This window comes from Sinosporangium album (assembly GCF_900100605.1).
GTDB classification, from domain to species: domain Bacteria; phylum Actinomycetota; class Actinomycetes; order Streptosporangiales; family Streptosporangiaceae; genus Sinosporangium; species Sinosporangium album.
In genome coordinates, this window is the sequence record NZ_FNCN01000027.1 from 1 (window position 1) to 22,563 (window position 22,563).

Annotated in this window: 20 protein-coding genes, 3 tRNA genes, 1 pseudogene and 1 riboswitch; of the genes and pseudogenes, 14 read left to right on the forward strand and 10 right to left on the reverse strand. The window is 69.4% G+C overall.

The features are described from left to right. Both BLQ73_RS23235 and BLQ73_RS23240 read right to left on the reverse strand, forming a co-directional pair. Positions 1-289 (reverse strand): annotated as a pseudogene (locus tag BLQ73_RS23235) (IS982 family transposase); the annotation flags it as partial. Positions 290-647: 358 nt separating this feature from the next. Further along, positions 648-1,283: an NAD(P)-dependent oxidoreductase gene (locus BLQ73_RS23240; RefSeq protein ID WP_093173334.1), complete on the reverse strand. Its 636-nt coding sequence runs from the start codon at positions 1,281-1,283 to the stop codon at positions 648-650. Between the two features lie 81 nt (positions 1,284-1,364). Here BLQ73_RS23240 and BLQ73_RS23245 point away from each other — a divergent pair, with 81 nt between their 5' ends. Beyond that, complete coding sequence (locus BLQ73_RS23245; RefSeq protein WP_245691310.1) at positions 1,365-1,847, forward strand: winged helix-turn-helix transcriptional regulator; 483 nt, start codon at positions 1,365-1,367, stop codon at positions 1,845-1,847. A 379-nt stretch (positions 1,848-2,226) separates the two neighbouring features. Here BLQ73_RS23245 and BLQ73_RS23250 read toward each other — a convergent pair whose 3' ends face one another. The 6 genes from BLQ73_RS23250 to BLQ73_RS23270 form a co-directional block, all read right to left on the reverse strand. Next, positions 2,227-3,438 carry an MFS transporter gene (locus BLQ73_RS23250; protein ID WP_093173336.1) on the reverse strand — a complete coding sequence of 404 codons (1,212 nt, stop codon included), beginning with the start codon at positions 3,436-3,438 and terminating at the stop codon, positions 2,227-2,229. 46 nt (positions 3,439-3,484) lie between these two features. After that, entirely contained in the window at positions 3,485-3,964 is a 480-nt protein-coding gene (locus BLQ73_RS23255) for an RrF2 family transcriptional regulator (RefSeq protein WP_093173338.1), read from the reverse strand. Positions 3,965-4,061: 97 nt separating this feature from the next. Then, positions 4,062-4,199 (reverse strand): hypothetical protein, encoded by a 138-nt coding sequence (locus BLQ73_RS32685; RefSeq protein ID WP_176955617.1) that lies wholly within the window; start codon positions 4,197-4,199, stop codon positions 4,062-4,064. An 895-nt stretch (positions 4,200-5,094) separates the two neighbouring features. Beyond that, positions 5,095-5,166, reverse strand: a tRNA-Val gene (locus tag BLQ73_RS23260). A 10-nt stretch (positions 5,167-5,176) separates the two neighbouring features. Beyond that, a tRNA-Cys gene (locus BLQ73_RS23265) sits at positions 5,177-5,247 on the reverse strand. Between the two features lie 29 nt (positions 5,248-5,276). Continuing rightward, positions 5,277-5,349: transfer RNA gene (locus BLQ73_RS23270), tRNA-Gly, on the reverse strand. Positions 5,350-5,519: 170 nt separating this feature from the next. Here BLQ73_RS23270 and dusB point away from each other — a divergent pair. From dusB to BLQ73_RS23285, 3 genes are all read left to right on the forward strand, one after another. Beyond that, the gene (gene dusB / locus BLQ73_RS23275) at positions 5,520-6,581 is read left to right on the forward strand and encodes a tRNA dihydrouridine synthase DusB (protein WP_093173439.1); all 1,062 of its coding nucleotides are present in this window, start codon (positions 5,520-5,522) and stop codon (positions 6,579-6,581) included. Positions 6,582-6,784: 203 nt separating this feature from the next. Next, positions 6,785-7,417 (forward strand): hypothetical protein, encoded by a 633-nt coding sequence (locus BLQ73_RS23280; RefSeq protein WP_093173340.1) that lies wholly within the window; start codon positions 6,785-6,787, stop codon positions 7,415-7,417. Between the two features lie 270 nt (positions 7,418-7,687). Then, positions 7,688-8,407 (forward strand): YqeB family protein, encoded by a 720-nt coding sequence (locus tag BLQ73_RS23285; RefSeq protein ID WP_093173342.1) that lies wholly within the window; start codon positions 7,688-7,690, stop codon positions 8,405-8,407. A gap of 121 nt (positions 8,408-8,528) precedes the next feature. Here the strand turns inward: BLQ73_RS23285 and BLQ73_RS23290 are convergent, their stop codons facing one another. After that, positions 8,529-11,036, reverse strand: coding sequence for a DEAD/DEAH box helicase (locus BLQ73_RS23290; protein ID WP_218125982.1), 2,508 nt, complete (start codon positions 11,034-11,036; stop codon positions 8,529-8,531). A gap of 565 nt (positions 11,037-11,601) precedes the next feature. On the opposite strand from BLQ73_RS23290, the gene BLQ73_RS23295 reads away from it, so the two are divergent. Then, complete coding sequence (locus BLQ73_RS23295) at positions 11,602-12,630, forward strand: phosphotransferase enzyme family protein (RefSeq protein ID WP_093173346.1); 1,029 nt, start codon at positions 11,602-11,604, stop codon at positions 12,628-12,630. Between the two features lie 65 nt (positions 12,631-12,695). Continuing rightward, positions 12,696-13,592 carry a GntR family transcriptional regulator gene (locus BLQ73_RS23300; protein ID WP_218125973.1) on the forward strand — a complete coding sequence of 299 codons (897 nt, stop codon included), beginning with the start codon at positions 12,696-12,698 and terminating at the stop codon, positions 13,590-13,592. Between the two features lie 12 nt (positions 13,593-13,604). Here BLQ73_RS23300 and BLQ73_RS31610 read toward each other — a convergent pair whose 3' ends face one another. Next, positions 13,605-13,853: a hypothetical protein gene (locus BLQ73_RS31610; protein WP_143020395.1), complete on the reverse strand. Its 249-nt coding sequence runs from the start codon at positions 13,851-13,853 to the stop codon at positions 13,605-13,607. 252 nt (positions 13,854-14,105) lie between these two features. Between BLQ73_RS31610 and BLQ73_RS23305 the strand changes: the two genes are divergently transcribed. The 8 genes from BLQ73_RS23305 to BLQ73_RS23340 all read left to right on the forward strand — a co-directional run bounded on the left by BLQ73_RS23305 (position 14,106) and on the right by BLQ73_RS23340 (position 22,563). After that, complete coding sequence (locus tag BLQ73_RS23305) at positions 14,106-15,056, forward strand: SPFH domain-containing protein (RefSeq protein ID WP_093173348.1); 951 nt, start codon at positions 14,106-14,108, stop codon at positions 15,054-15,056. A 2-nt stretch (positions 15,057-15,058) separates the two neighbouring features. Next, positions 15,059-15,340 (forward strand): type II toxin-antitoxin system antitoxin, encoded by a 282-nt coding sequence (locus tag BLQ73_RS23310; protein ID WP_176955622.1) that lies wholly within the window; start codon positions 15,059-15,061, stop codon positions 15,338-15,340. After that, on the forward strand, positions 15,327-15,971 hold the full coding sequence (locus tag BLQ73_RS23315) for a GPP34 family phosphoprotein (protein ID WP_176955618.1): 645 nt from the start codon (positions 15,327-15,329) through the stop codon (positions 15,969-15,971). The genes BLQ73_RS23310 and BLQ73_RS23315 overlap by 14 nt, the downstream gene beginning before the upstream one ends. A gap of 138 nt (positions 15,972-16,109) precedes the next feature. Next, positions 16,110-16,292, forward strand: a riboswitch (cobalamin riboswitch). A 135-nt stretch (positions 16,293-16,427) separates the two neighbouring features. Next, positions 16,428-17,222 carry a (2Fe-2S)-binding protein gene (locus BLQ73_RS23320; protein WP_093173354.1) on the forward strand — a complete coding sequence of 265 codons (795 nt, stop codon included), beginning with the start codon at positions 16,428-16,430 and terminating at the stop codon, positions 17,220-17,222. A 100-nt stretch (positions 17,223-17,322) separates the two neighbouring features. Beyond that, positions 17,323-17,640: a (2Fe-2S) ferredoxin domain-containing protein gene (locus tag BLQ73_RS23325; protein ID WP_245691312.1), complete on the forward strand. Its 318-nt coding sequence runs from the start codon at positions 17,323-17,325 to the stop codon at positions 17,638-17,640. 988 nt (positions 17,641-18,628) lie between these two features. Beyond that, a complete protein-coding gene (locus BLQ73_RS33545) occupies positions 18,629-18,796 on the forward strand; it encodes a hypothetical protein (protein WP_218125974.1) in 168 nt (55 codons plus the stop codon). 145 nt (positions 18,797-18,941) lie between these two features. Further along, positions 18,942-19,874, forward strand: a complete 933-nt coding sequence (gene rbsK, locus BLQ73_RS23335; protein ID WP_093173358.1) for a ribokinase — start codon at positions 18,942-18,944, stop codon at positions 19,872-19,874. Positions 19,875-20,283: 409 nt separating this feature from the next. Next, entirely contained in the window at positions 20,284-22,563 is a 2,280-nt protein-coding gene (locus BLQ73_RS23340) for a P-loop NTPase family protein (RefSeq protein ID WP_176955619.1), read from the forward strand.

Genomic DNA, 22,563 nt, shown 5'->3' on the forward strand with positions numbered 1-22,563 from the left:
CGGCGGCGAGCATCCGGATGACGCGTTTGATCAGCGGGAGCGCCGATCGGAGTCTCTTGTTGTAGCCGGGCCGCTGCGGTAGGTAGGGGAACATGCCGGTCAGATGCCTGGTGACGAAGCGCAGCCATCGTGCCTCGGAGCGGTGGCCGAGCAGTGCCTGGGCCACCGCGAGGCATACGAGCTCGGGATCGCTGAGCAGTGGCGGGCGGCCGGTGCATCGCGCTCCTCCGATCTCGTCGTCGATCTTCACGTAGAGTGCGGTCAAGAGGGTGTTCAGGTCTGTCGTCACAAACGGATCATGGACACCCTCGCTGCGTTCACGGGGCTGAACTTAGGAACTACTCGTCTAGTTGGGGAGCTGTCCGGAAGATTTAGGGCACCTCAGACTCCGCGGCTGCGGCCTGAGTCCGAGTCTGCACTCCGAGGTCCAAACCGACCTGCTCCATCCTGCTGTTGCCCCTCACCGTTGCCGCCCAACTGTCCGCTGTCCGCCCTCATGCGGGGGCGAACAGCGGTTCACAGGCTCGAACCCTCTGGTTCAGCACGCCTGGCGCACGACGAAAGCGTCACGACTCACCCGGCCACACTGCCACGCTAGAGACGGACTCCGACAATCTCACGGCTGTGTCTGATTGGGCGCTGCGAGGTCACCCCTGTTCGACGCCGATCTGGGTGCGGTGGTGCCGAGGGGTGTCGATCTCGTCGAGTACGGCTATCGCGAAGTCGTCATAGGAGACGCGCGAGGCCGCGTCACCGGGGGCCGTGGTGTAGCGGCCGGTACGGATGCCGCCGTGGTCGAAGTCGCCCGAGGGGTTCATGACCAGCCAGTCCAGCTCGCCGCCGCTCTCCGCGAGGACGGCGGAGCCGGAGGCGTGGGCGAGGAGGAAGCCGCGGTGCTCCTGCGGATAGCCAGGCGTGTCCATCAGCCGCACACCCGACGCGGTGGGCAGGGTCGAGGCCACGCCGACCGAGATCAACCGGCTCACCCTCGCCCGCCGCAGGCCGTCGACGAGGGCGCGGGCGGCGGCGGGATAGAACTCGTCAGGCCGAGCACCGGGGTCGAAGACGGTCACGACGGCGGCATCGTGGCCGGGTGCGAGCCGCGCCACGTCGGCGGGGTCGGTGACGTCGCCGGCGACCAGCCGTACGCCGGGGGCCTCAAGGCCGGGGTGGTCGGCGGTGCGCCGGACCACGGCGGTGACGTCGTGACCCCGGCGGCACGCCTCGCGGCCGACGGCACTGCCGGCTCGGCCGCCTGCACCGAAAACAATGATCTTCCCCATGGATCTCTCCTCGCAGTGCGATGGACTGTGTGCTCCGCAAGGTAGTGGGATGCGTGGTTACCTCGGGGATACCGAGTTACCGTGAACGATGTGACTATGCCCTTGGATCCGGACATGTTCGACCCTGTCTGTCCGACCGATCTGATGCCCATCCGCATCGGGGACAAGTGGACCAGCATGATCATCCGCTGCCTGGAGAGCGGGCCGCGCCGCTTCTCCGAACTGCGTGTTCCGCTGCGCCGCGTCACGGCCAAGGTGCTCACCCAGTCGCTCCGCGCCATGGAACGGGACGGCCTGCTCACACGCACGAACGGCACGGGGCCGGGCAGGCAGACCCACTACGAGCTGACACCGCTCGGCCTCAGCCTGCTCGAACCGCTCAACGCGATGTGCATGTGGGCGGAAGAGCACTGGGACGCGCTCATCGACGCCCGCGAGGCGAGCGAAGGACGCCTGCGGGCATCCGTACGGCCGCAGCCCTCCCTGCCAGACTGGCGGGACACACACGATGAACGAGTCTCTAACGACACGGACAGGGCGAGAGCGGGATCTCCGCAACAGTGACCTTGAGCATGACCGACCTGACCACCCCGGCCAGGCATGATCGCCAGGTGGGCAGCGCACCTTCCAATCCCTCCGGACCCGGCGGCGCACCCTCACCGCCGAATGCAAACTCGCGATCCTCGAGGAAGACGAGCACGCCGACGCACAGGGCCGCATCGCCGTGGCGGTCACCCGGCAGACGGTCAAGGACCTGATCGCAGGGCTGAGCGCGGCCGGTACGCCCCGGCACCGTCCACAACACCTACCTGGTGCTGAACGCGGTCTTCGCCGAGGTGGTCAAGGACGAGCTGATCGGCCGCTCCCCGGTGTCCGACATCGAGCGCAGTCCTCGACGCGAAGCGGGACACGGGTGACGCCGAACCTCACCTGGCGCGCTCACTCACCCCCGGCGTCCCGCTGTGGACAGCAGGAAGAGCAGGGCCGCCGCGGCGAGGGCCGCGCCCAGGCCGTAGACGGTGGCCGCGCCGGCGGCCAGGGTGGCGCCGCCGATCACGGTGCCGAGGCCGATGCCCAGGTAGATCGAGGAGGCGTTGAGCGAGACCACCAGCGGGGCCTCCTGCGGTGCGACCTCGATCAGGCGGTGCTGCTGCGGAGGCGTCTGGCACCAGCTAGCGGCCCCCCAGAGCAGCACCAGCGCGCCGACCAGCGGCTGGACGTCGGCTTCGGCGGCGGCGAGCCAGGCCAGGGAGCCGAGGGCGAGCGCCATGGCGGTGTAACCGGCGGTGAGCACCTTGGCGGAGCCCCAGCGGTCGGTCGCGTAGCCGGAGGCGAGGTTGCCGACGACGGAGCCCAGGCCGTACAGGAAGAGCATCCCGAGGATCGCGCCCTCGGGCACCTTGACCCCTTCCAGCACGGGCACGCTGTAGGCGTACGCGGTGTAGCCGGCACCCATGCCGATCACGGTGAGCGGCAGGACGGTGAGGACGGCGGGGCGGCGCAGGACCGCGAGGCGGGTGCGCAGCGGCACCCTCGGGCTGCCCGGCAGCCGCGGCATGATCAGGCGCACGATCACGGCGACGAGTAGGCAGAGCCCGGCGACCAGGCCAAGCGCCGTCCGCCAGCCGAACCAATGCTCGGCGACGCTGCCGAGGGGGACGCCGAGCGCGGTGGCGATGGTGAGGCCCCCGACCACCACGGCCAGGGCACGGGCGCGCAGCTCGGGCCGGACGAGGGCGGCGCTGACCGCTCCGGCGTTGGGTGTGTAGGCGGCGGCGCCGGCCGCGGCGAGGACCCGGGTGGCGATCAGAACGGCCATGTCAGGGGCCAGCGCCGAGCCCAGGTTGGCGATGCCGAGCGTGACCAGCGCGCCGATCAGCAGGGTCCGCCGCGGCAGCCGCGCGAGGAGCGTGGCCAGCACGGGGGAGAGTACGGCATAAGCCGCCGCGAAGACGGTGATCGATTGGCCGGCGGTGGCGGAGGACACGCGGAGGTCCGCGGCCATGGACGGCAGGAAGCCGGCCACGATGAAGGCGTCCGTTCCGACGGCGAACGTCCCTAAGGCGAGGACCAGGGCGGACGACAGCCCTCCCCGGGTAGGTGCGCCCGGTTCGGTGGCGGCCGAGCGCCCGGTCGGAATCGAGACATTTGACATCCAGATTCTCCTTATACGTCTGCGCGTGCCCTGGGGTGCCGGACGATCAGCCGGTCACGCGGGGAAAGTGGCGTCGGGTGTGGTCCGCGGCCCCGGCGGGCGCGGCGGCCAGCAGGTCGGCCACCGTCTGCCCGGCGAGCTCTCGGCGCCAGGCCATCTCGGCTTTGCGGACCGCGGCGGCGACCCCGCAGGGTTGAGGGAACTGCCGCGCGGGCGCGCCGCTTCTCTCCGGCCGACGGCGGATCTCGGTGCAGCGGAACATCTCGTCGGGGCCCTCGATGGCGGCGACCACGTCCATCAACGTGATCCGCTCAGGCGGCCGTCCAAGCCGGAAGCCGCCCCGGGCCCCGGGGGTGGAGCTCAGGACTCCTGCCTTGACCAGCGCCTGGAGGCGCTTGGTCAGATAAGCCGGCGGAAGGTCGAACCAGGCCGCCAGCCGCGCCGTCGGCACCGGCTCGTCGTCGCCGAGCCACGCCAGCGTGACGCAGCAGTGCAGGCCCCACTCGACTCCCTCGCCCATTCGCATAACCAGGACAATACACGTCCTGATTATGCGAGCCGGGGCCGGGGCCTCGGGAGCAGCCGTCACCCGCCGCCGCGACGTGCGGGGTTCGGGGTGGGCGTCAGGGCTTCGGCCAGGCTTCCGCGAGGCCGATACATGCGGCGATGCGGCGGGTCCCGAAGAGGATGCGTTCCTCGCCGAGCGTCTTCAACTCGCCGCCCCGCAGGAGCGGGCGCCCCGCGACGTAGACGTCGCGCACCTCGGTGCGGTTCGCCCTAACGGTTCAGCTCCTACCCGCTGGACATCTTCGAGACCAGCTGAGCATCCTCAAAGAACCCATCACTCCTCCGTGGCCAGCAAGACCATTCGCCGTTTCGGCGAGAGAACCTTGAATCCTGGGTTCTCTTGATCCGGAAGCTTGGCCGTTGGCGCTCAGAGGAAGTGCCAGGGCCACCACCCGTCCCGCAAACAACGGAGAACAACGACAAACAATGAGTAGCCCTGGATTCCCTGGGCTCTATTCGGCTGTCGGCCGGCGCGGTCAGCCGACTGTTTTCTGATCGGCCCGGCCAGTTGGCCTGGTGTCCCACCCTGGCCCGGGCGGTCGGCCGAACGTCGCACCTTGGCCCGGCCGGTTGGCCACCTGTTTCACGTTGGCCGACCAGTTGGCCGGCTGTTTCGTGGTCGGCCCGGCCAGTTGGCCCGGTGTCCCACCTTGGCCCGGCCGGTCGGCCGAACGTTGCACCTTGCCCGGGCCATTCGGCCGGACCTTGGATCTTGTCCGGGCTGGTTGGCCGCCCGTTTCACGTTGGCCGGGCTAGTTGGCCTGGTGTCCCACCCTGGCCCGGGCGGTCGGCCGAACGTCGCACCTTGGCCCGGCCGGTTGGCCACCTGTTTCACGTTGGCCGGCCGGTTGGCCGGCTGTTTCGTGGTCGGCCCGGGCGGTTGGCCTGGTGTCCCACCTTGGCCCGGGCGGTCGGCCGAACGTCGCACCTTGACCCGGCCCGTTGGCCGTCGGTCGAGGCTCAGGGCCGAGGGGCGCCAGCCCGGGGGTGCGGGTGGCGGAGCCCCCGCAAGCGAGCGAAGCGAGCACTACACGACGAGGGCGACGCGGCCAGCGCATGTTGCGCGGCACACGTCGCCCATCGACCGAGTGGGCGATACTGGGATTGAACCAGTGGCCTCTACCGTGTCAAGGTAGCGCTCTCCCACTGAGCTAATCGCCCTTGTGCAACGAGGTGGAGACGGGATTTGAACCCGTGTAGACGGCTTTGCAGGCCGTTGCCTCGCCTCTCGGCCACTCCACCGAGCGAGGCCAAGAGGGTCGGCCCCTTCGAGCGGACGACGGGATTCGAACCCGCGACCCTCACCTTGGCAAGGTGATGCTCTACCAGCTGAGCCACGTCCGCGTGTCGGCCGGTCGGCGTTTCACCGTCGGCGACGTGTTGAACTCTAGCGGGTTTTGGGGCTGGGTGCGTAACCGGCGGGTGGTGGGGGTGGGGCGGTGGGTGGGGTCGCGGATAATTCGGGGGTGAGGATCGGGGCGATTGAGGTGTGGCCGCCGGTGGTGTTGGCGCCGATGGCGGGGATCACGAGTGCGCCGTTTCGGGTGCTCTGCCGGGAGCAGGGGCCGGGGTTGTTCGTGTCGGAGATGATCACGACGCGGGCGCTGGTGGAGCGGAACGCGAAGACGTTGAGGATGATCCGGTTCGATCGGGGGGAGCGGACGCGGAGCATCCAGTTGTACGGCGTGGATCCTGAGGTGGTGGGTCGGGCTGCGCGGATGGTGGCGGATGAGGGGTTGGCGGATCATATCGATCTGAATTTCGGCTGTCCGGCGCCGAAGGTGACGCGGCGCGGCGGGGGGTCGGCTTTGCCGTACAAGCGGCGGTTGTTCCGGGCGATTGTGCGGGCGGCGGTCGCGGGGGCGGGGGAGCTGCCGGTGACGGTGAAGATGCGCAAAGGCATTGACGACGATCATTTGACCTATCTCGCGGCTGGTCGGGCGGCGGCTGAGGAGGGGGCGAGCGCGGTGGCGCTGCATGGCCGTACGGCGGTGCAGCACTATGGCGGGGTCGCGGATTGGGAGTCGGTGGCGCGGTTGAAGGAGGCCGTGCCGGACATCCCGGTGTTGGGCAATGGCGACATCTGGAGCGCGGACGACGCGGTGCGGATGATGAAGGAGACCGGTTGCGACGGGGTCGTGGTGGGGCGGGGGTGTCTGGGCCGGCCGTGGCTGTTCGGGGATCTGGCGCGTGCGTTGGACGGTGATCCGGGGCGTGCCCGCCCGAATCTGGGTGAGGTGGCCGGCACGATGGCGCGGCATGCGGCGATGCTGGCCGAGTGGCATGGCTCTGAGACGCAGGCGGTGATGGAGTTCCGCAAGCATGTGGGCTGGTATCTGAAGGGTTTCGAGGTCGGCGGGGATGTACGCCGGGGGCTTACGACGTCGGCCTCGCTCGCGGAGCTGCGTGATCGCCTGGATGGGTTGGACCACGTCCAGCCGTGGCCGGACGGGGCGGAGGGGCCGCGGGGCAAGAGTTCGGAGCGGTCTCATGTGCATCTGCCGGACGGTTGGCTGGACGACGCGGACGACTGCGCCGTGCCCGGGATGGCGGAGCTCGATATTTCGGGGGGATAAGCAGGCTTCGTGTTTGTCCCGCGCCCGCTTGATATTCATGTGGCGAGTGCGCCCTGTGTCCGATTCCGCTGGGGGGCTAAACCGCGTGTGTTGCCGAGCCGTATCCCCGCTCCGCCGCCGTGGCGGAAAGTCCCTCGAACTTCTGGCAAAGTTGCCGCATCCAATGAGATGACACGTTGCTGGGTGAGCGAGGGGCAAGTTCGGTGAAGAAGGTTGTGTGTGGGGCCGCGGTCGCGGCAGCGCTGCTGTTCGGCTCGGCGGCGGTGTCGCCCGCGGCGGCGTCCACGGCGAGTGTCATCCCCAAGGGCTTCCTGCTCTATGAGAACAAGGCCGTGACTCAGGGCAAGAAGGACCCTGAGCACCAGTGGACGATCAGCAATCGCTTGACGGCCGTCCTCGGCGTGAACCCCTGCAACCGCAGGCCGGGCAAGCACGACCGCGCGGTGGCGCGAACGATCAGCTATGTCGGGGTGCCCGACTTCCAGCGCGTCGAGCAGGTCATCGTCTACGCCGACAGCGCCGCCGCCGCGACCGCGTTGAAGGAGGTGCGCACCGCGTTGAGCAAGTGCCGTTCAGTGGACAAGGGCGCCTACCGCTTCAGCTCGGCTCCCGTGAAGGTCGGCGACGAGGCGGTGCGGGTGACCGGGCAGGCGTATCAGGGCGGCAAGGTGCAGATCCACGGTGAGCGTGCGGTGGTCGCGCGGCGCGGCAACGCCGTCGCGGTCTACTCCGAGTCGGGTGAGTGGGGCCCGCCCAGGCGGAGCGACTTCAAGAGCGTGCTCAAGGACGCTAAGACGATGATGGGCAAGATCTGCACTGTCGCCGTCTGCAGGTGAACCTTCGCGTCGAGCCGCCGGGACGCCCATTCCCGCGGCTCGACGCACTTCGCGGTCGATGTCGGCGAAAGCCGTGAGCGGCAGCGGTGTGGAAAGGTCGCCGTGTTTCGCATGGCGGGATTCCTCGGTGAGCGATGTGGATTATTTTTCCACTGTCTTCCCGGTGCCAGTACACTAACGAACCGGCCGGGCCGTCCCCTTTATAAGGTGGCCCGCGCGCGATGCCCCGCCGGGGGAACGGGAAAAGGGCTCTTGGGGAGTTGCTCTCGCATGACCAACGCGGATGGCCGGTCTGGTCACACGATCGTGAGGCAGCAATGGTGGAGCCACCTGCTGCTGTGGCTTGTCTTCCCTCTTGTCGGAGCGGGGTTGGGCTGGCTGCTCCCGACGCTGAGCGACTGGCTGGTGGGATCGCCTTTCGAGGGGCCGCTCAAGCTGATCCAGTCCATTCCGGACCCCTGGCTCGCCGTCGGAGCACCGATCGTGGGCGCACTGCTGGGGCTGACGGTGTCCGCGATCGCGCTGCATGAAGCCTTGGTCGTCACCGTCGCGGATGAGCGGGTCAACCTGAAAAGGGAGGGCAGGTCGCTCGACTTCGACCGCTCTGCCGTCAGCGCGGCCTTTGTCGACGCCAAACATCTCGTTCTTCTCGGTCATGACGGTGTGGAGCTGGCTCGGGAGCGCTGCGACGATCTGTCGGTCGCCGAGCTCGCCGCCGCTTTCACCGGACACGGCTACCGGTTCTTGGACGAAGACCCGCACAAGTCTGAGTTCCGCAGGTGGGTGCCGGGGATGTCGGGTCTGCCGGACGGCGCTGACGCAGTGCTGACAGCCCGCCAGAAGGCGCTGGACAAGGGGAACTCCCGGGACATTCACGAGCTCCGCGAAGAACTTTCGAAGATCGGGGTCGTCGTACGTCAGGAGAAGAAACGCCAGTATTTGCGCCTGGCCCAGGGCACGCCCCTTCCTCCCGGCACCCCGCGGTCCTGACCTTTGCCCCCGTGGCCTTCTGCGTGGCCTTCCGCCCCCTGCCTGCCGAACCTCGGCTCTGACTCCCGGAACGCGGGGCGCGGCACGGCGGCGCCGTGCCGCGCCGTAGGGGCGGCGGGGCTTAGAGCCGGTTCACCCCCGTGACGTGGACCACGGCACGACCCTCCTCGTCGGAGGCCGCCAGGTCCACTTGGGCGGAGATGCCCCAGTCGCGGTCGCCCGCCGGGTCGTGGAAGGTCTGCCGCACCCGCCACAGCTCCTTCTCCTCGGTGATCTGCAGCAGGGCGGGCCCCCTGGCGTCGGGCCCGGTGCCGAGCTCGTCGTATTCCTCGAAGTAGGCGTCGAGCGCCTCCTCCCAGTCCACGTTGGGCGCGAGCTCCTCGAGCTCGTCGTACTTCTCCAGCGCCGCCAGCTCGATCAGCCGGAACATCGCGTTGCGCACCAGGACCCGGAAGGCACGGGCGTTGGCCGTGACCGGTCGCGGTTTGCTTTCCAGCTCCTTGGCCTGCTCCTCCAGGGCGGCGGCGGGGTTGGCGAGGGCCTCCCACTCGTCGAGCAGGCTGGAGTCGACCTGGCGCACCAGCTCGCCGAGCCATTCGATGAGGTCGACGAGGTCGTCGGTCTTGAGGTGTTCGGGGATGGTGCGCGACAGGGTGCGGTAGGCGTCGGCGAGGTAGCGCAGGACCGAGCCCTCGGACCGGGTCAGCTCGTAGTACTGGATGAAGTCCGTGAAGGTCATCGCCTTCTCGTACATGTCCCGCACCACGGTCTTGGGGCTGACGACGTGGTCGCCGACCCACGGGTGGCCGCGGCGGTAGGTCTCGTAGGCGCCGAGCAGCAGGTCTTCCAACGGCATCGGGTAGGTGACCTCGGTGAGGAGCTCCATGCGCTCCTCGTATTCGACGCCGTCGGCCTTCATCTGGGCGACCGCCTCCGCCTTGGCCTTGTTGAGCTGGGCGGAGAGGATCTGCCGGGGGTCGTCCAGGGTGGACTCGACGATCGAGACCATGTCGAGGGCGTAGCCGGGCGATTCGAGGTCGAGGAGTTCGAAGGCGGCGAGGGCGAAGGTCGACAGCGCCTGGTTGAGCGCGAAGTCCTCTTGGAGGTCGACGGTGAGCCGGGCCATCCGTCCCTGGTCGTCGGGCTCCTTGAGCTTCTCCACGATGCCGCCGGCGAGCAGCGAGCGGTAGATCGCGATGGTGTGGCTGATGTGCTTGCGCTGCCGCTTGCGGTCTTCGTGGTTGTCGGTGAGAAGTTTGCGCATGGCCCCGAAGCAGTCGCCGGGACGGTTGATCACCGCCAGAAGCATGGCGTTGCTGACCTTGAACCGCGAGGTGAGGGGCTCCGGTTCGGCCTTGCGCAGCTTCTCGAAGGTCTCCTCGCTCCAGTTGACGAATCCCTCGGGAGCCTTCTTGCGCACGACCTTGCGCCGTTTCTTGGGGTCGTCGCCCGCTTTGGCCAGGGCCTTCTCGTTCTCGACGACGTGGTCGGGGGCCTGGCACACGACGTATCCCGCCGTGTCGAACCCGGCTCGGCCCGCCCGCCCGGCGATCTGGTGGAACTCGCGAGCCCGCAGCAGCCGCACCCGGTTGCCGTCGTACTTGGACAGCGCGGTGAACAGCACGGTGCGGATCGGCACGTTGACGCCGACGCCGAGGGTGTCGGTGCCGCAGATGACCTTGAGCAGTCCGGCCTGTGCCAGCCGTTCGACCAGCCGGCGGTATTTCGGCAGCATGCCGGCGTGGTGGACGCCGATGCCGTGCCGTACGAGCCGGGAGAGCGCGCGGCCGAAGCGGGTGCTGAAGCGGAAGTTGCCGATGAGGGCGGCGATGGCTTCCTTCTCCGCCTTGGTGCACATGTTGATGCTCATGAGGGCCTGCGCCCGCTCCAGGGCGGCAGCCTGGGTGAAGTGCACGACGTAGACGGGGGCCTGCTGGGTGGCGAGCAGCTCTTCGAGCGTCTCGTGGAGCGGCGTGAGCCGGTAGGAGTAGTAGAGGGGGACCGGGCGTTCGGCGTCTTTGACCACCGAGGTGGGGCGTCCGGTGCGGCGGGTGAGATCGGTCTCGAACCTCGTCACGTCGCCCAGCGTCGCCGACATCAGGATGAACTGCGCCTGCGGCAGCTCAAGCAGGGGCACCTGCCAGGCCCATCCTCGGTCGGGTTCGGCGTAGAAGTGGAACTCGTCCATCACGACCTGGTCGACGTCGGCGCGCTCGCCGTCGCGGAGGGCGATGTAGGCGAGGATCTCGGCCGTGCAGCAGATGATGGGCGCCCCGGCGTTGACGCTGGCGTCGCCGGTCATCATGCCGACGTTCTCGGTGCCGAACGTCGCGCACAGGTCGAAGAACTTCTCGCTCACCAGGGCCTTGATCGGCGCGGTGTAGAAGGTGCGCACGTCGCGGGTGAGCGCCGTGAAGTGGGCGCCCGCCGCCACCAGGCTCTTCCCCGACCCGGTCGGGGTGGACAGGATGAGGTTGTTGCCGGAGACGACCTCGATGAGCGCCTCCTCCTGGTGGGGATAGAGCGTGAACCCACGATCGGCGTTCCACCGGACAAACGCGTCAAAGACGGTGTCCGGGTCGGCGTCGATGTCTTCGGGAAGGTAGTCGATGAGGTTCACGGACCCAATTCTGCCGAACCGGCGGCAAGATCACTTCGCGACCGGCGACAAATGCGGCAGAGGGCACATTCATCTCAAGGTCCATAAGGTGGGCCGAGGCCCTTGGGGGCCGGGCTCGCTGGTGAGGATACCCTGACGCGCGCGTGTCGCCCGATTGGGGCGATCTGGTAGATCGATCACGTGGTCTAAAGGTGCGATTCCGGCGATATCCGTCATTTTTCTTCATCTGTACGACGAGAACCGTTGACGAACATGGTCCAACCGTTACAGACTTCCGGCCATGCCAGTCGGCAGACCGAAGGGGTCACCATGCCCCGGGGAGGTCGCCGTACTCAGATCCACCTCCGGGGAAGCCGTGGGCTAATCCCCGCAGCCGGACCCATCTCCGGAGGTGGTGCCGCCCCTGGGGGAGCCGGGACGATCGTCCTGGTCGGGTTCATCCCCGGGGGCGGTGCTATTTCTGCTGATATTTGCCGTTTCTGATCTTTTAGGTCCCCGCTTCCCCGCCACCATCCGACGCGGAGCACGCAACCGCCGGGACATAATGTGCGGACCTTTAGCGCATTTTTGGGAGATGTCATTGAAGGTCCACGACCTCTCCGGCGGGGACGCCGTCCTCGCCAGGGTCGACGGCGTTGCCCGGCGCGCACTGCACGCGTACGGCCTGCCGCCTACGGCGACGGCCACACTGATCAACGTTTCGGAGAACGCCACGTTCCGCGTTGACGACCCCGCCACCGGCGACCGGGCCGTCCTGCGCGTCCACCGCCTGGACTACCACTCCGAGCGCGCGATCCACTCCGAGCTCGACTGGCTGACGGCCCTGCGGACCGACGCCGGCGTGCGCACCCCGCGCGTACGGACCACCCTGCGGGGCGAGCGCGTGGTGACCATCGCCGACCCGGACGGCCCCGAACCGCGCAGGTGCGTGATGTTCGAGTTCCTGCCCGGCTCCGAGCCCGCCGAGGACGGGCTCGTCGACCACTTCGAGGTCCTGGGAGCGCTCACGGCCCGCATGCACCGCCACGCGCGCTCTTGGAACGCGCCAGAGGGCTTCACGCGGTTCCGCTGGGACTACGGGGCGGCCCTGGGCGCGGAGTCGCGCTGGGGGCGCTGGGAGGGCGGCGCGGGAGTGGACGGCGAGGCCCGTGCCGTCCTCGCCCGGCTCGACGGCGAACTGCGCCGGAGGCTGCGGCGGTACGGCGCCGGCCCCGACCGCTACGGCCTGATCCATGCAGATCTGCGTCTGGCCAACCTCCTCGCCGACGGCTCCGCCGAGCCAGCCGTCATCGACTTCGACGACTGCGGGTACGGCTGGCGCCTGTACGATCTGGCCGCCGCCCTGAGTTTCATCGAGCACCACCCGCGGGTGCCCGACATGATCGACTCGTGGCTGCGCGGCTACCGCGCCGTTCTCGACCTGCCCGCCGCCGACGAGGAGGAGATCTGGACGTTCATCCTGTTCCGCAGGCTCCTGCTGGTCGCCTGGATCGGCACTCACCCCGGCGCGGCCATCGCCGGCGCGCTGGGCGCGGGCTACACGCTCGGCACCTGCGAGCTCGCCGAACGCTACCTTCGCGGCAGGCTGCCCGTCCCACGGTGACGATCTCGTGATCCGGTCCGACCGTATCCTTGAACCCCACAGACCAAACACAAGCGGGTGACGGCTTGCCGGGCGACAGCACACACGACACCACGGGCGGCACGAGCACGGTGAGCACCACCGAGGGCAAGGGCCGCGCCGAGTCCCCGGCCGGTGCCGACGTCGCGGGCGGCGCGCTGGTCCGGGCGCCGGCCTCGGAGGAGACCGCCGTCGCGGTCACGCGCCGGCGCCTCCTGGAGATGATCTCCTCGGGGGCGCTCCACCCCGGCGAACGCCTCGGCGCCGAGCGGGAGCTGGCCCATGACCTCGGCGTCAGCCGTACGACCCTCCGCCAGGCCCTCGGCCTGCTTGAGGAGAGCGGGGCCGTGCGCAGGGTCCCCGGGCGGGGCGGCGGCACCTTCGTGGCCCGGCCCAAGCTTGAGCGCGACCTGTCCAGGGTCGTCGGCATCCCCGCCATGCTCCGCGACCAGGGCTTCACCGCCGGGTCGCGCGTCGTCGGTGCCTCCATCGGCGGCGCCGACGAGACCACCGCCCACGCCCTCGGCCTCAACCCCGGCGACCTCGTGACCGAGATCATCCGCATCCGCCTCGCCGACGGCCACCCCATCTCGCTCGAACACGCCCGCTTCCCCGCTCTCCGCTTCCCGGGGCTGCTCGATATGCACCTCGGCGGCTCGATCTACGAACTTCTCGAAGCGACGTACGGCGTGAGCCCCGGAGACGCCACCGAACGCATCGAGGCCGTCCCCGCCGGGCCCGCCGAGGCGGCCCTGCTCGACATCGCGGAGAACGCCCCGCTCCTCGCCATCACGCGCACCACGCGCGACCCCGAAGAGCGGCCGTTCGAGTTCTCCCACGACCTTTTCCGCGCCGACCGCACGCGCATTCTCGTGCACACCACGGGAAGCAACCGCGTCACCGACTCGGCCCACACCCGGGGCCGCCCCGTCGACCTTCCCTGACACCCGCCGCCGTCACTCCCGCGACCGGTTCGCGAGCAGACAACGCTCGAACACGTCGCGCTGCCGGTCCACGTATTCTGCGTCGGCCAGATAGTGAATGTGGTGGCCGGCCTCGAGATGGCCGGCGAAGGCGGCGTTCCCCGCCGCCGCCCGGGCCTCCACGGATTCGACCAGGAAGAACCTCGAACCCGTCGCCGGTCGTCCCGTGGACCGACGGCGTCGCCGTGAAACCGCAGTGACGCAGGTGCCGCGGTAGGTCATGCACCGACGGCGACCAGGGGCCGGTCGGACCCGCACGGTCGCGCCTATCCGCACGACGTCGTTGACTCCGCCGCCGGTCGGAATCTCGTGGTCGGACACCAGCGATGCGTGCCCATTCTGTGATGTCTGGTCGCTGATTTGTCTATCTGAGTGGGCTGTCCCGTGTATAGGCGGTCCGGCGGGTCCTCGCGTCCTCGCGAAAAAGTGATATCATTTTGATGGCATCGTGAAGTCACGTAGAAGGGATGGGCCATGGCCAACACATCGGGCGCGGCCGTACTCGAGGCCGCCGTCGTGGACATGCCCGCACCGCAGACCAGAGAGCGGCCGGTGCGGGCGGCCAACGGGTTCGTGATGCTGGGGGTGGCGACGGCGCTGAACCTGGCCGGGATCGTGCTGCTCGTCACGGGAATCGTCATGCTCGCCTCGGGGGCCGGGCAGGGTGGCATGTGGCTGGTCATCGTGAGCGTCCTGATGATCACGCTCGGGTCCTTCACGGCCTTCGGCCTCACCGCGGTGGCGCCGGGCGAGGCCAGGGTGGTGCAGCTGCTCGGCCGGTACGTCGGCACCCTGCGCACCCCCGGTTTCCAGTGGGTCAACCCGGTTACGGCGCGTCGGCGGGTGTCCACGAGGATCCGCAACCACGAGACGGACGTGACGAAGGTCAACGACGCGGACGGCAACCCGATCCAGATCGCGACCGTGGTGGTCTGGCAGGTGCAGGACACCGCGCAGGCGGTCTTCGAGGTGGATGACTTCGTGGAGTTCGTGGCCATCCAGGCGGAGACGGCCGTGCGGCACATCGCGGGCAGCTATCCGTACGACGCGCACGGCGAGCCCAGGCTTTCGCTGCGGGACAACGCCGATGAGATCAACGAGCGGCTGTCCACGGAGATCGCGGCCAGGGTGTCGTCCGCCGGGGTGAAGGTCATCGAGTCCCGCATCATCCATCTGGCGTACGCGCCCGAGATCGCCCACGCCATGCTGCGCCGCCAGCAGGCGGGCGCGGTGGTGGCGGCCCGGCAGCGGATCGTCGAGGGAGCGGTCGGCATGGTGGAGATGGCCCTGGCCAAGCTCGCCGAGCACGACGTGGTCGAGCTGGATGAGGAGCGCAAGGCGGCGATGGTGAGCAACCTACTCGTGGTGCTGGTCGGTGACCGCGACAGCCAGCCCGTGGTCAACACGGGCACGCTCTACCACTAGTCATCGTGGAGCGGAAGAAGATCCTGCTGCGGCTTGACCCGGTGGTTCACGACGCGCTGGCCAGGTGGGCGTCCGACGAGCTGCGCAGCACGAACTCCCAGATCGAGTTCCTGCTGCGCAGGGCTCTCTCCGAGGCCGGGCGCCTGCCTGACGGGGTTGGGCGGATGCGCCCACGCGGACGGCCGAGGAAAGCGCCAGAGGCGCCAGAGGAGGGCGCAGGGGACGACACAGATCAGGAAGAAGAAGAGGCGCGGGCGGATGGAGACGCGAGTGAAGCAGGGTGAGTCACTGACCCGATCGGCCTTCCTGCTGGCCTTCGACCTGCGGAAGGAGAAGCTGACCCAGCGGGGCGAGCTGGGCTACCTGCTGCGCGCGGCCACCCTCGCCGAGCTGCTGCTGGCGGGCAACCTGGCGGACGAGTCGGGCAAGGCGCGAGCTCGCACCGCCCCGTCCGCCGAGCCTGGTTCCCTGCGGGCCGTGGTCTGGGAGCGGATCTCGAACTCGCCGCCCCGCCCGTGGCAGCGGTGGGTGCAGGAGGACAACGGCAAGGCGGTCCGCGTCGTACGCGACGAGCTGGAGGCCGCCCGGATGATCAGCGTGGAGCGCCACCGGATCCTGCTATTCCCGGTCGAGCGGATCACGCTGCGCAAGGCGTACCTGTCGCGCAGGCTGGCCGAGCGCGTCGGCCGGGCAGTCCGCGGCGGCCGGCCGGTCGGGCGCCTGGACGAGGACGTCCGCGTTCTGGCGGCGCTGGCCGCGGCGGCCGGGCTCAAGACGGTGGTTCCCTCCTGGCGGGAGACGCGTCTGCGCCGGGACCGGATCCAGCAGCTGTCCGCACCCGTCGAGCCGATCGCGACCGCATTGCGCAAGAGCGTCGAGGCAGCCAGGTCGGCGGCGGCGATCGGAGAGGGCTGACACGACGAATCATGGCGGCTCGCACCGCCGGCTCTCGCCCTGCAGATCACCGTGGCGGTGCCGGCGCTCCAGCAGGACCTGCCGCTGTGCGGGATGGCCGCCGATCTGAGTGATGGTCGTCTATGCGAGCAATGCAACGTATGCGAGCATGGACGGCGTAGGCGACGGCGGAACGAGGAAACCGGTGCGAATCCGGTGCGGTCCCGCCACTGTGATCGGCGAGCGGACCTCGCGTATGGCCACTGCCCGCATGGCGGGTGGGAAGGCCGAGGTGAGCTTGGACCCGAGAGCCAGGAGACTCACGCGGTCGCCTCCTCACTGGAATTGGGGCGGATCTCCCCAAGAGAGGATGGTGGCCGTCGTGCCAGGAATGCCGGGAATGCCGGAGCTGCGGCATGTCAGGAGTCGGGTTTCGTACGGCTTTCGCGCCGCCCCTGCACGTCGGCGAGGGTGACTGTGCCGGAGCCGGTCGACCCCGCCATCCTGGCCGACGAAGCCGTGGTCGCGCGGGCCGTCGCCGAGGTGTCGGCGGCGGGAGGCTTCTTCGCCTTCGACATCGGGCCGGTCGACCGGGAATGGCTGCCCCTGGCGGACCTTTACCCCGATCCCGGTGTTCTCGCCGCGCGGATCGCGACCGTGGCGCGGCGCCTGGGCACGGATGACACCCGGGTGGCCGCGTCGATCATGTTCCAGGGGCTCGCCGCCCGCCTGTGGTCGCCGCCGATCGCGGCGGCGCTGGTCCACGACCTGCTGATCGACCTGTCTCCCGCGCGCGTGTACTGGCGGGCTGTGGAAAGCGGCCCCCTGCCCATGCGTGCCGAGAGCCTCGCCGCGTGGGAGGTCGGGGACCCGGCCGGTGCGGCCGAGCCGCTCTACCGCATGGTCGCGACCGACCTACTGGAGCCGATCGCCGAGACGATGCGGGGCATGGTGAAACTGGCGCCGGGCCTGCTGTGGGGCAATGCCGCCTCCACCGTCGCCGAGGCGGTCCGCGCCGTCGGCCGGCGGCATCCCGAACTTCTCGCGAAAGCCGCAGCCCTCGGCGGCGCTCTGTTGGAAACCGGTTTTTTGAAGGGCTCCGGAGAGCTGATCGAGGGCGCCCCCGGCCATCTGTTCTTCGTACGGCGGAGCTGCTGCCTCTATTACCGTCTGCCGACCGGGTCGAAATGCGGGGATTGCGCGCTGGTCCGTCCTCAGGAGCGCCACGATATATGGGCGCGGGCCGTACGAGAATTCGAGGGAGTGTCGTGAGTCCCGTCGGTGTTGGGAAGAGGCGCTTCGGCATGGGATTTGTGTGCCGATGAGTGGCATTGTTGTGTGCCGTGGATGTTGCTGTGGAACTGCGCGCAAAGTGCCGGGGCTCGATCACAATGAGCAGGTGCGCCGACTGGCGGAGGTGGCCGACGTGCGGGTCACCGACTGCCTGGGCGTGTGCGAGCAGGCCAACGTCGTCGTGGTGCGGCCGTCGCCCGCCGGCCGGGCCGCCGGAGGGCGTCCGGTGTGGCTGGGGCTGGTGAACCAGGCGGACGCCGCCGACGATATCGCGGAGTGGGTTTGCGCGGGGGGACCAGGGCTGGCGGAAATTCCGGTTATTCTCACTCTTTATGTTATGTCTCCGCCGAGGCGGAAGATGGCCGGCGTTGAGAAAGATGTCATTCGACTTTTCTGACTTATAGCTTTTGTTTGCCGTACCGTACTCGCCGCCATGAGTCGTCGACCAATGGCCGGGGTATCTCTCGCTCCGCGCCAATGATCATGGTGTCGCAGAAAGTTGCACGACTTTCTTTGCGTTCAAGTGATACGGGGGACAAAGGTTGATTCCTCAGCGAAAAATCCGGATGCCGGAGCTGCTCCGGAGCCGGGCCACACGTGTCGGCCTTCTCGCGGTGGCCGTGACCGCAGGGCTTTCCGGGCTGACAGGGGCGGCGTCTGGCGACACGCCCATGCGGCAGATGGACATGTCCCACATGCGGTACGGGACGATGGGCCTGGCCGCACCTGGGTCGCCGGAAGACGACGGCCACGACGGCCACCACGGCCACGTGGTGTTCGACCACCACTGCTGCCCGCACCACGTCGGCCACCACCACGGCGAGTGCGACTGCCCGCCTGGTGAGCGCGGTGAGCGTGGCAAACGTGGTCCCCGAGGTCCGCGCGGTCCCTCTGGTCCTCCCGGGGCTACCGGTTCGCCTGGGCCGTCTGGTCCTCCTGGGCCTTCCGGTCCGCCTGGAGCTACCGGTTCGCCTGGGCCGTCTGGTCCTCCTGGGCCGTCTGGTCCTCCCGGACCATCTGGTCCGCCTGGAGCGAGCGGTTCGCCTGGGCCGTCTGGTCCTCCCGGGCCGTCTGGTCCTCCTGGACCTTCCGGTCCGCCTGGAGCGAGCGGTTCGCCTGGGCCGTCTGGTCCTCCCGGGCCGTCTGGTCCTCCCGGACCTTCCGGTCCTCCCGGACCTTCCGGTTCGCCTGGGCCGTCCGGTCCTCCCGGGCCGTCTGGTCCTCCCGGACCTTCGGCGGGGAGCATCTCCACCGCCTTCCAGGGCAACAACAAGTTCATCGGCCTGGCTCCGGGCGACGGCGGGGTCCTGATTCGTGACCCTCGGACGTCACCGACCTGGCACAGCCTGGCGACCGTTCCGGGGATCCCCGGCGGGATCGTCGGCGTGGCCCTGTCGAACATGGGCAACGACATCCACGTCACCGTGCTGACCAACACGGGTGTCGTGGAGCAGAGCAAGTGCACCGTCACGCCCACTCCGGGCACGGGTGGCAACCCGGCCTGGCCCGGTAACTGCACCACGTTCGTCAACCTTTCGCCGCCGAACAACTAGTCAGGTCGATCGGAGACCGACGCATGAGGTGTGGGGACAGCGGTCCCCACACCTCATCGTGTTCCGCCCATCGTGCTCCTCGCCCCCCGTGTCGGCTCCGCCGAGCACCGTCCTACGCTGGGCGTTTCAGCGAGGAGGAGCTTCGGTGCTAGCGGTGTACGGCAGTGCGAACATGGACGTGGTGGCCTACGTCGCCAAAGCTCCCAAACGCGGGGAGACGGTGACCGGGCGGGCTTTCCACACGATCCCCGGCGGTAAGGGCGCGAACCAGGCCATCGCCGCCGCCCGGGCGGGTGCCGAGGTGGCCTTCCTCGGGGCTGTCGGGGACGACGCCTTCGGTGTCGAGCTCCGCCGTACGCTCGCCGGTGCCGGGATCTCCGTCGAGCGGGTGCGCACCGTGCCGGGCCCGTCGGGCGTGGCGCACATCGTCGTGGACGACGAGGCGGGCAACTCGATCATCGTGGTGCCGGGCGCGAACGGCATGCTGACCGGTCCGGACGCCGCCGACCGCGCGCTGCTGGCGCGTGCGGACGCGCTGCTTCTCCAGCTCGAACTGCCCCTGGAGGCCGTGGTCGCCGCCGCCCGCGCGGCCCGGGAGGCGGGGGTGCGGGTCGTGCTGACGCCGGCCCCCGTGGTCGAGCTCCCCGCCGAGCTGCTGGAGTGCGTCGACCTGATCGTGCCGAACGAGCACGAGGCCGCCGGCATCACCGGTTCGGCCGACCCGCAGGACGCGCTGTCGGCGCTGCTCGACCTGGTGCCGGAGGCGGTGGTCACGCTGGGGGGCCGGGGCGCGGTGTACGGCTCGCGCGCGGGAACGCGCCTTCACGAGCCCGCTGTGCCGGTGCGGGCGGTGGACACGACGGCGGCGGGGGACACGTTCGTCGGTGCGCTGGCGGTGGCCCGCGCCGAGGGGCGCGAGCCCGCCGAGGCGCTGCGTTTCGCCTCGGCGGCGGCGTCGTTGGCGGTGCGGCGTCACGGGGCGAGCACGTCGATGCCCCACCGCCATGAGATCGACGATGTGTTGTCGGCTCGCCTGGCGGGTCTGAATAATCGGACAGAAGTAAAGAAAGAGGCTTGAAAGTCCGAGAGTGAACCGCTGGGGCTGCGAAAAAGCCCATCCATCGTAATCGCCGATCAAGAAAATTGGCCGCGTGGAGGTGCGCCTCCCGCGGCCTTTTTCATGCCGAACGCAATTCGGTGGCGGGCGGGCGGAGGCCGACCCCGAGATCCGCCCAGGCCGGCGGCGGGAGCCGTCCCTCGCGGCGGTCCCTCGCGGCTCTCCCTCTCAAGAGAAAACTCACACCCCTGCCAGATGCCATCCCCATTATTTAGGATTAAAGGTTGAACCGAGTCCTTCGTACTATTCGACGCAAAAATCCAGCCACCTGTGGGCGGGGAGGAAAGTACGCATGGCACAACCAGCGGGTGGGAACCTCGCATCTTCCGCACTTGACCATCGCGCGGCGATGGCCGCGGCCGGAGCGAACGTGGGGAACCTACTCGGCGCTATCCGGAGCGCCGGACCGCTTCCGGACCTGGGCGGCGCACTCCGGCGCCTGGAGAACGCCGCCGACGAGATCCAGAAGCTCGTGTCGGAGCCCGTACGGCTGGCGCTCATCGGCCGGTACAGCTCCGGCAAGTCCCGACTGATAGGCACACTTCTCGGCAACCCCGCGCTGCTGCCCAGCGAGTGGGACCCCACCACCGGGAACGTGACAGTGCTCAGGCTTCACGCCTGCGACGCGGTCACGGCCACGAGGAGAGGCACCCAGGTCCACTTCCTCTCGCAGGAGGACCTCACCCGGTGCATCACGTCCATGGCCAGGTCCATCGCGGCCATGCTCCACGACCTCGGCGCCCCCGCCGGGCTCGACCCGGCCGGGCTGCAAGCCCTCGACCCCACCGACGTCGACGCGCTGCGCGGGTGGCTGGAACGTGCCTGGCGGCTCAACATCAGCCCCCTGCGCACCCGCGCCGCAGAGTTCTCCCGCCTGCTCGGCGCCTACGAGAGCGGACGGGACCTACTCGGCGCGGCCGTCGCCGTGGACGACGCGGTGCTGCGCGAGGTGTCGGCCATCAAGAACCGCGAGCACGTGGAGGAGGCGGACGACCTGCCCGCGCCGCCGGTGCGTCCGGTGCGGCGGGGGGAGAGGCTGACCGCCCGCACCGCCGAGGCGGTGTTCGACCTGGTCGACCACATCGAGATCACGGTCGACGTGCCGCATGGAAGCTGGGGCGCCGAACTGCTGGGCGACGGCGGCCTCATCTACGACTTCCCCGGCGCGGGCAACCACGAGACGGGGATGCGGGACCGCTATCTCGCCCGGCGCGACCTGCGCGAGGTGACGGTGTCGCTGGTCGCGATCGACGCGGGCCTTCCCCATGACCACGCCCCCTTCCAGATGATCGAGGACTTCTACTCCGGCGGCCAGTCGGGGCAGAACCGGCGCGACCACGGCCGCCTGGCCTGCGGCACCAAGGCCGACCTCATCACCCAGGACGCGCTGCGGCTCGGCCAGACGGCCCGGCCGCTCACCGCCGCCGCGCTGGAGTCGCAGGCGCCGCAGCTGGCGGCCCTGGTCAACCAGTGCCGCAAGGCCCAGCCCGGAGGCAGGTCCGGCGAGACGCTCCTGGTCTCGGCGTACTATCACGCCGACCCCGGCGAGGGGTACCGGCTCGACCACATCGCCGACCTGCTCCGCGAGGACCTGCCGTCCTACGAGGGGCTGGCCGCCGCGCTGGCGGCGCTCGGCGCCGACGGCGGCGTGGCGCGGCTGCGGGAGGCGATCGGCGCGCACGTCACCGCGCACGGCCTGGCGCTCGCCGCCGAGGCGGTGGGCAAGCAGGTGGCCGCCGCCGCGGTGGCGGCCAAGGATGTGGCGAATCTCCTGGAGAAGGCGGCCGGCAGCAAGAAGACCTCGCTGAAGGACAAGACGGGTGCCCTGGAGCTGCAGCGGCTCGCGGTGAAGCTGCGCAGTGACTACGGCGCGGTCAAGCAGCTCGTGGAGGAGGAGCTGTGCGATCTGAACCGCCGCCCGTACGGCGACGGCCGCACCCTCGTCGAGATCACCGAGGCCGCGGTGGCTCGGACCGTGACCGACTGGACTGAGTGGGAGCCGCTGTTCTCCGCTGTGCGGGGAGGGGTGATCGTGCCCGAGGAGGCCGGCGACGAGTTGGCCGCGACGACCGAGCCGTTCCGCAAGCGGTTCCTGGAGACCTACGACGACTTCGACACGGTGATCGATGGGATCGCCCGCGATGTGCTGGAGGCGTGGCGGCGCGAGCAGACCGACCGGATGGCCGAGGCCCGCACGTGGATCGCGCGGGCCGGGGTGGAGCACCCCGAGCTCGCGAAACCGCTTGCGATGCTGGCGCCGTACGCGGAACTGCCGTGGGTCGCGGAGATCGAGCCGGTGACCGTCCATGGCGACGATTCCGAGCCGCAGGAGCGGTTCCCGCTGCGCGAGGACTACATGCTGCCGTGGCACATCGACGCGCAGTTCTCGCAAGCCAAGACGAAGGCCGCCATGCGCCACCAGATCCATATCCGGCGCATCCACCGTGAGCTGACGTCGGCGCTGGTGGACCTGGCGGCCGACAGGCTGGCGGACACGCTGCACGCCACCGCCGGCCATGTGAAGGCCGAGTTCGGCCGGCACGGCTTCCCCACACTGGCCGAGCTCCGGGCGGCCTCCAAGGAGGAGCCCGCCAGCGAACGCCGTTCACCCTATGCCGACCTCATCGACCTGCTGCGGAGCTACGAGTAA

Excerpts from the sequence above, each read along its gene's own strand:
- BLQ73_RS31610 (WP_143020395.1), bottom strand. The coding sequence starts at position 13,853 with ATGACCTACCGCGGCACCTGCGTCACTGCGGTTTCACGGCGACGCCGT.
- dusB (WP_093173439.1), top strand. The coding sequence starts at position 5,520 with ATGGCGGGGATCACGAGTGCGCCGTTTCGGGTGCTCTGCCGGGAGCAG.
- BLQ73_RS23295 (WP_093173346.1), top strand. The coding sequence starts at position 11,602 with ATGTCATTGAAGGTCCACGACCTCTCCGGCGGGGACGCCGTCCTCGCC.
- BLQ73_RS23285 (WP_093173342.1), top strand. The coding sequence starts at position 7,688 with ATGACCAACGCGGATGGCCGGTCTGGTCACACGATCGTGAGGCAGCAA.
- BLQ73_RS23240 (WP_093173334.1), bottom strand. The coding sequence starts at position 1,283 with ATGGGGAAGATCATTGTTTTCGGTGCAGGCGGCCGAGCCGGCAGTGCC.
- BLQ73_RS23250 (WP_093173336.1), bottom strand. The coding sequence starts at position 3,438 with ATGTCAAATGTCTCGATTCCGACCGGGCGCTCGGCCGCCACCGAACCG.
- BLQ73_RS23305 (WP_093173348.1), top strand. The coding sequence starts at position 14,106 with ATGGCCAACACATCGGGCGCGGCCGTACTCGAGGCCGCCGTCGTGGAC.
- BLQ73_RS23255 (WP_093173338.1), bottom strand. The coding sequence starts at position 3,964 with ATGCGAATGGGCGAGGGAGTCGAGTGGGGCCTGCACTGCTGCGTCACG.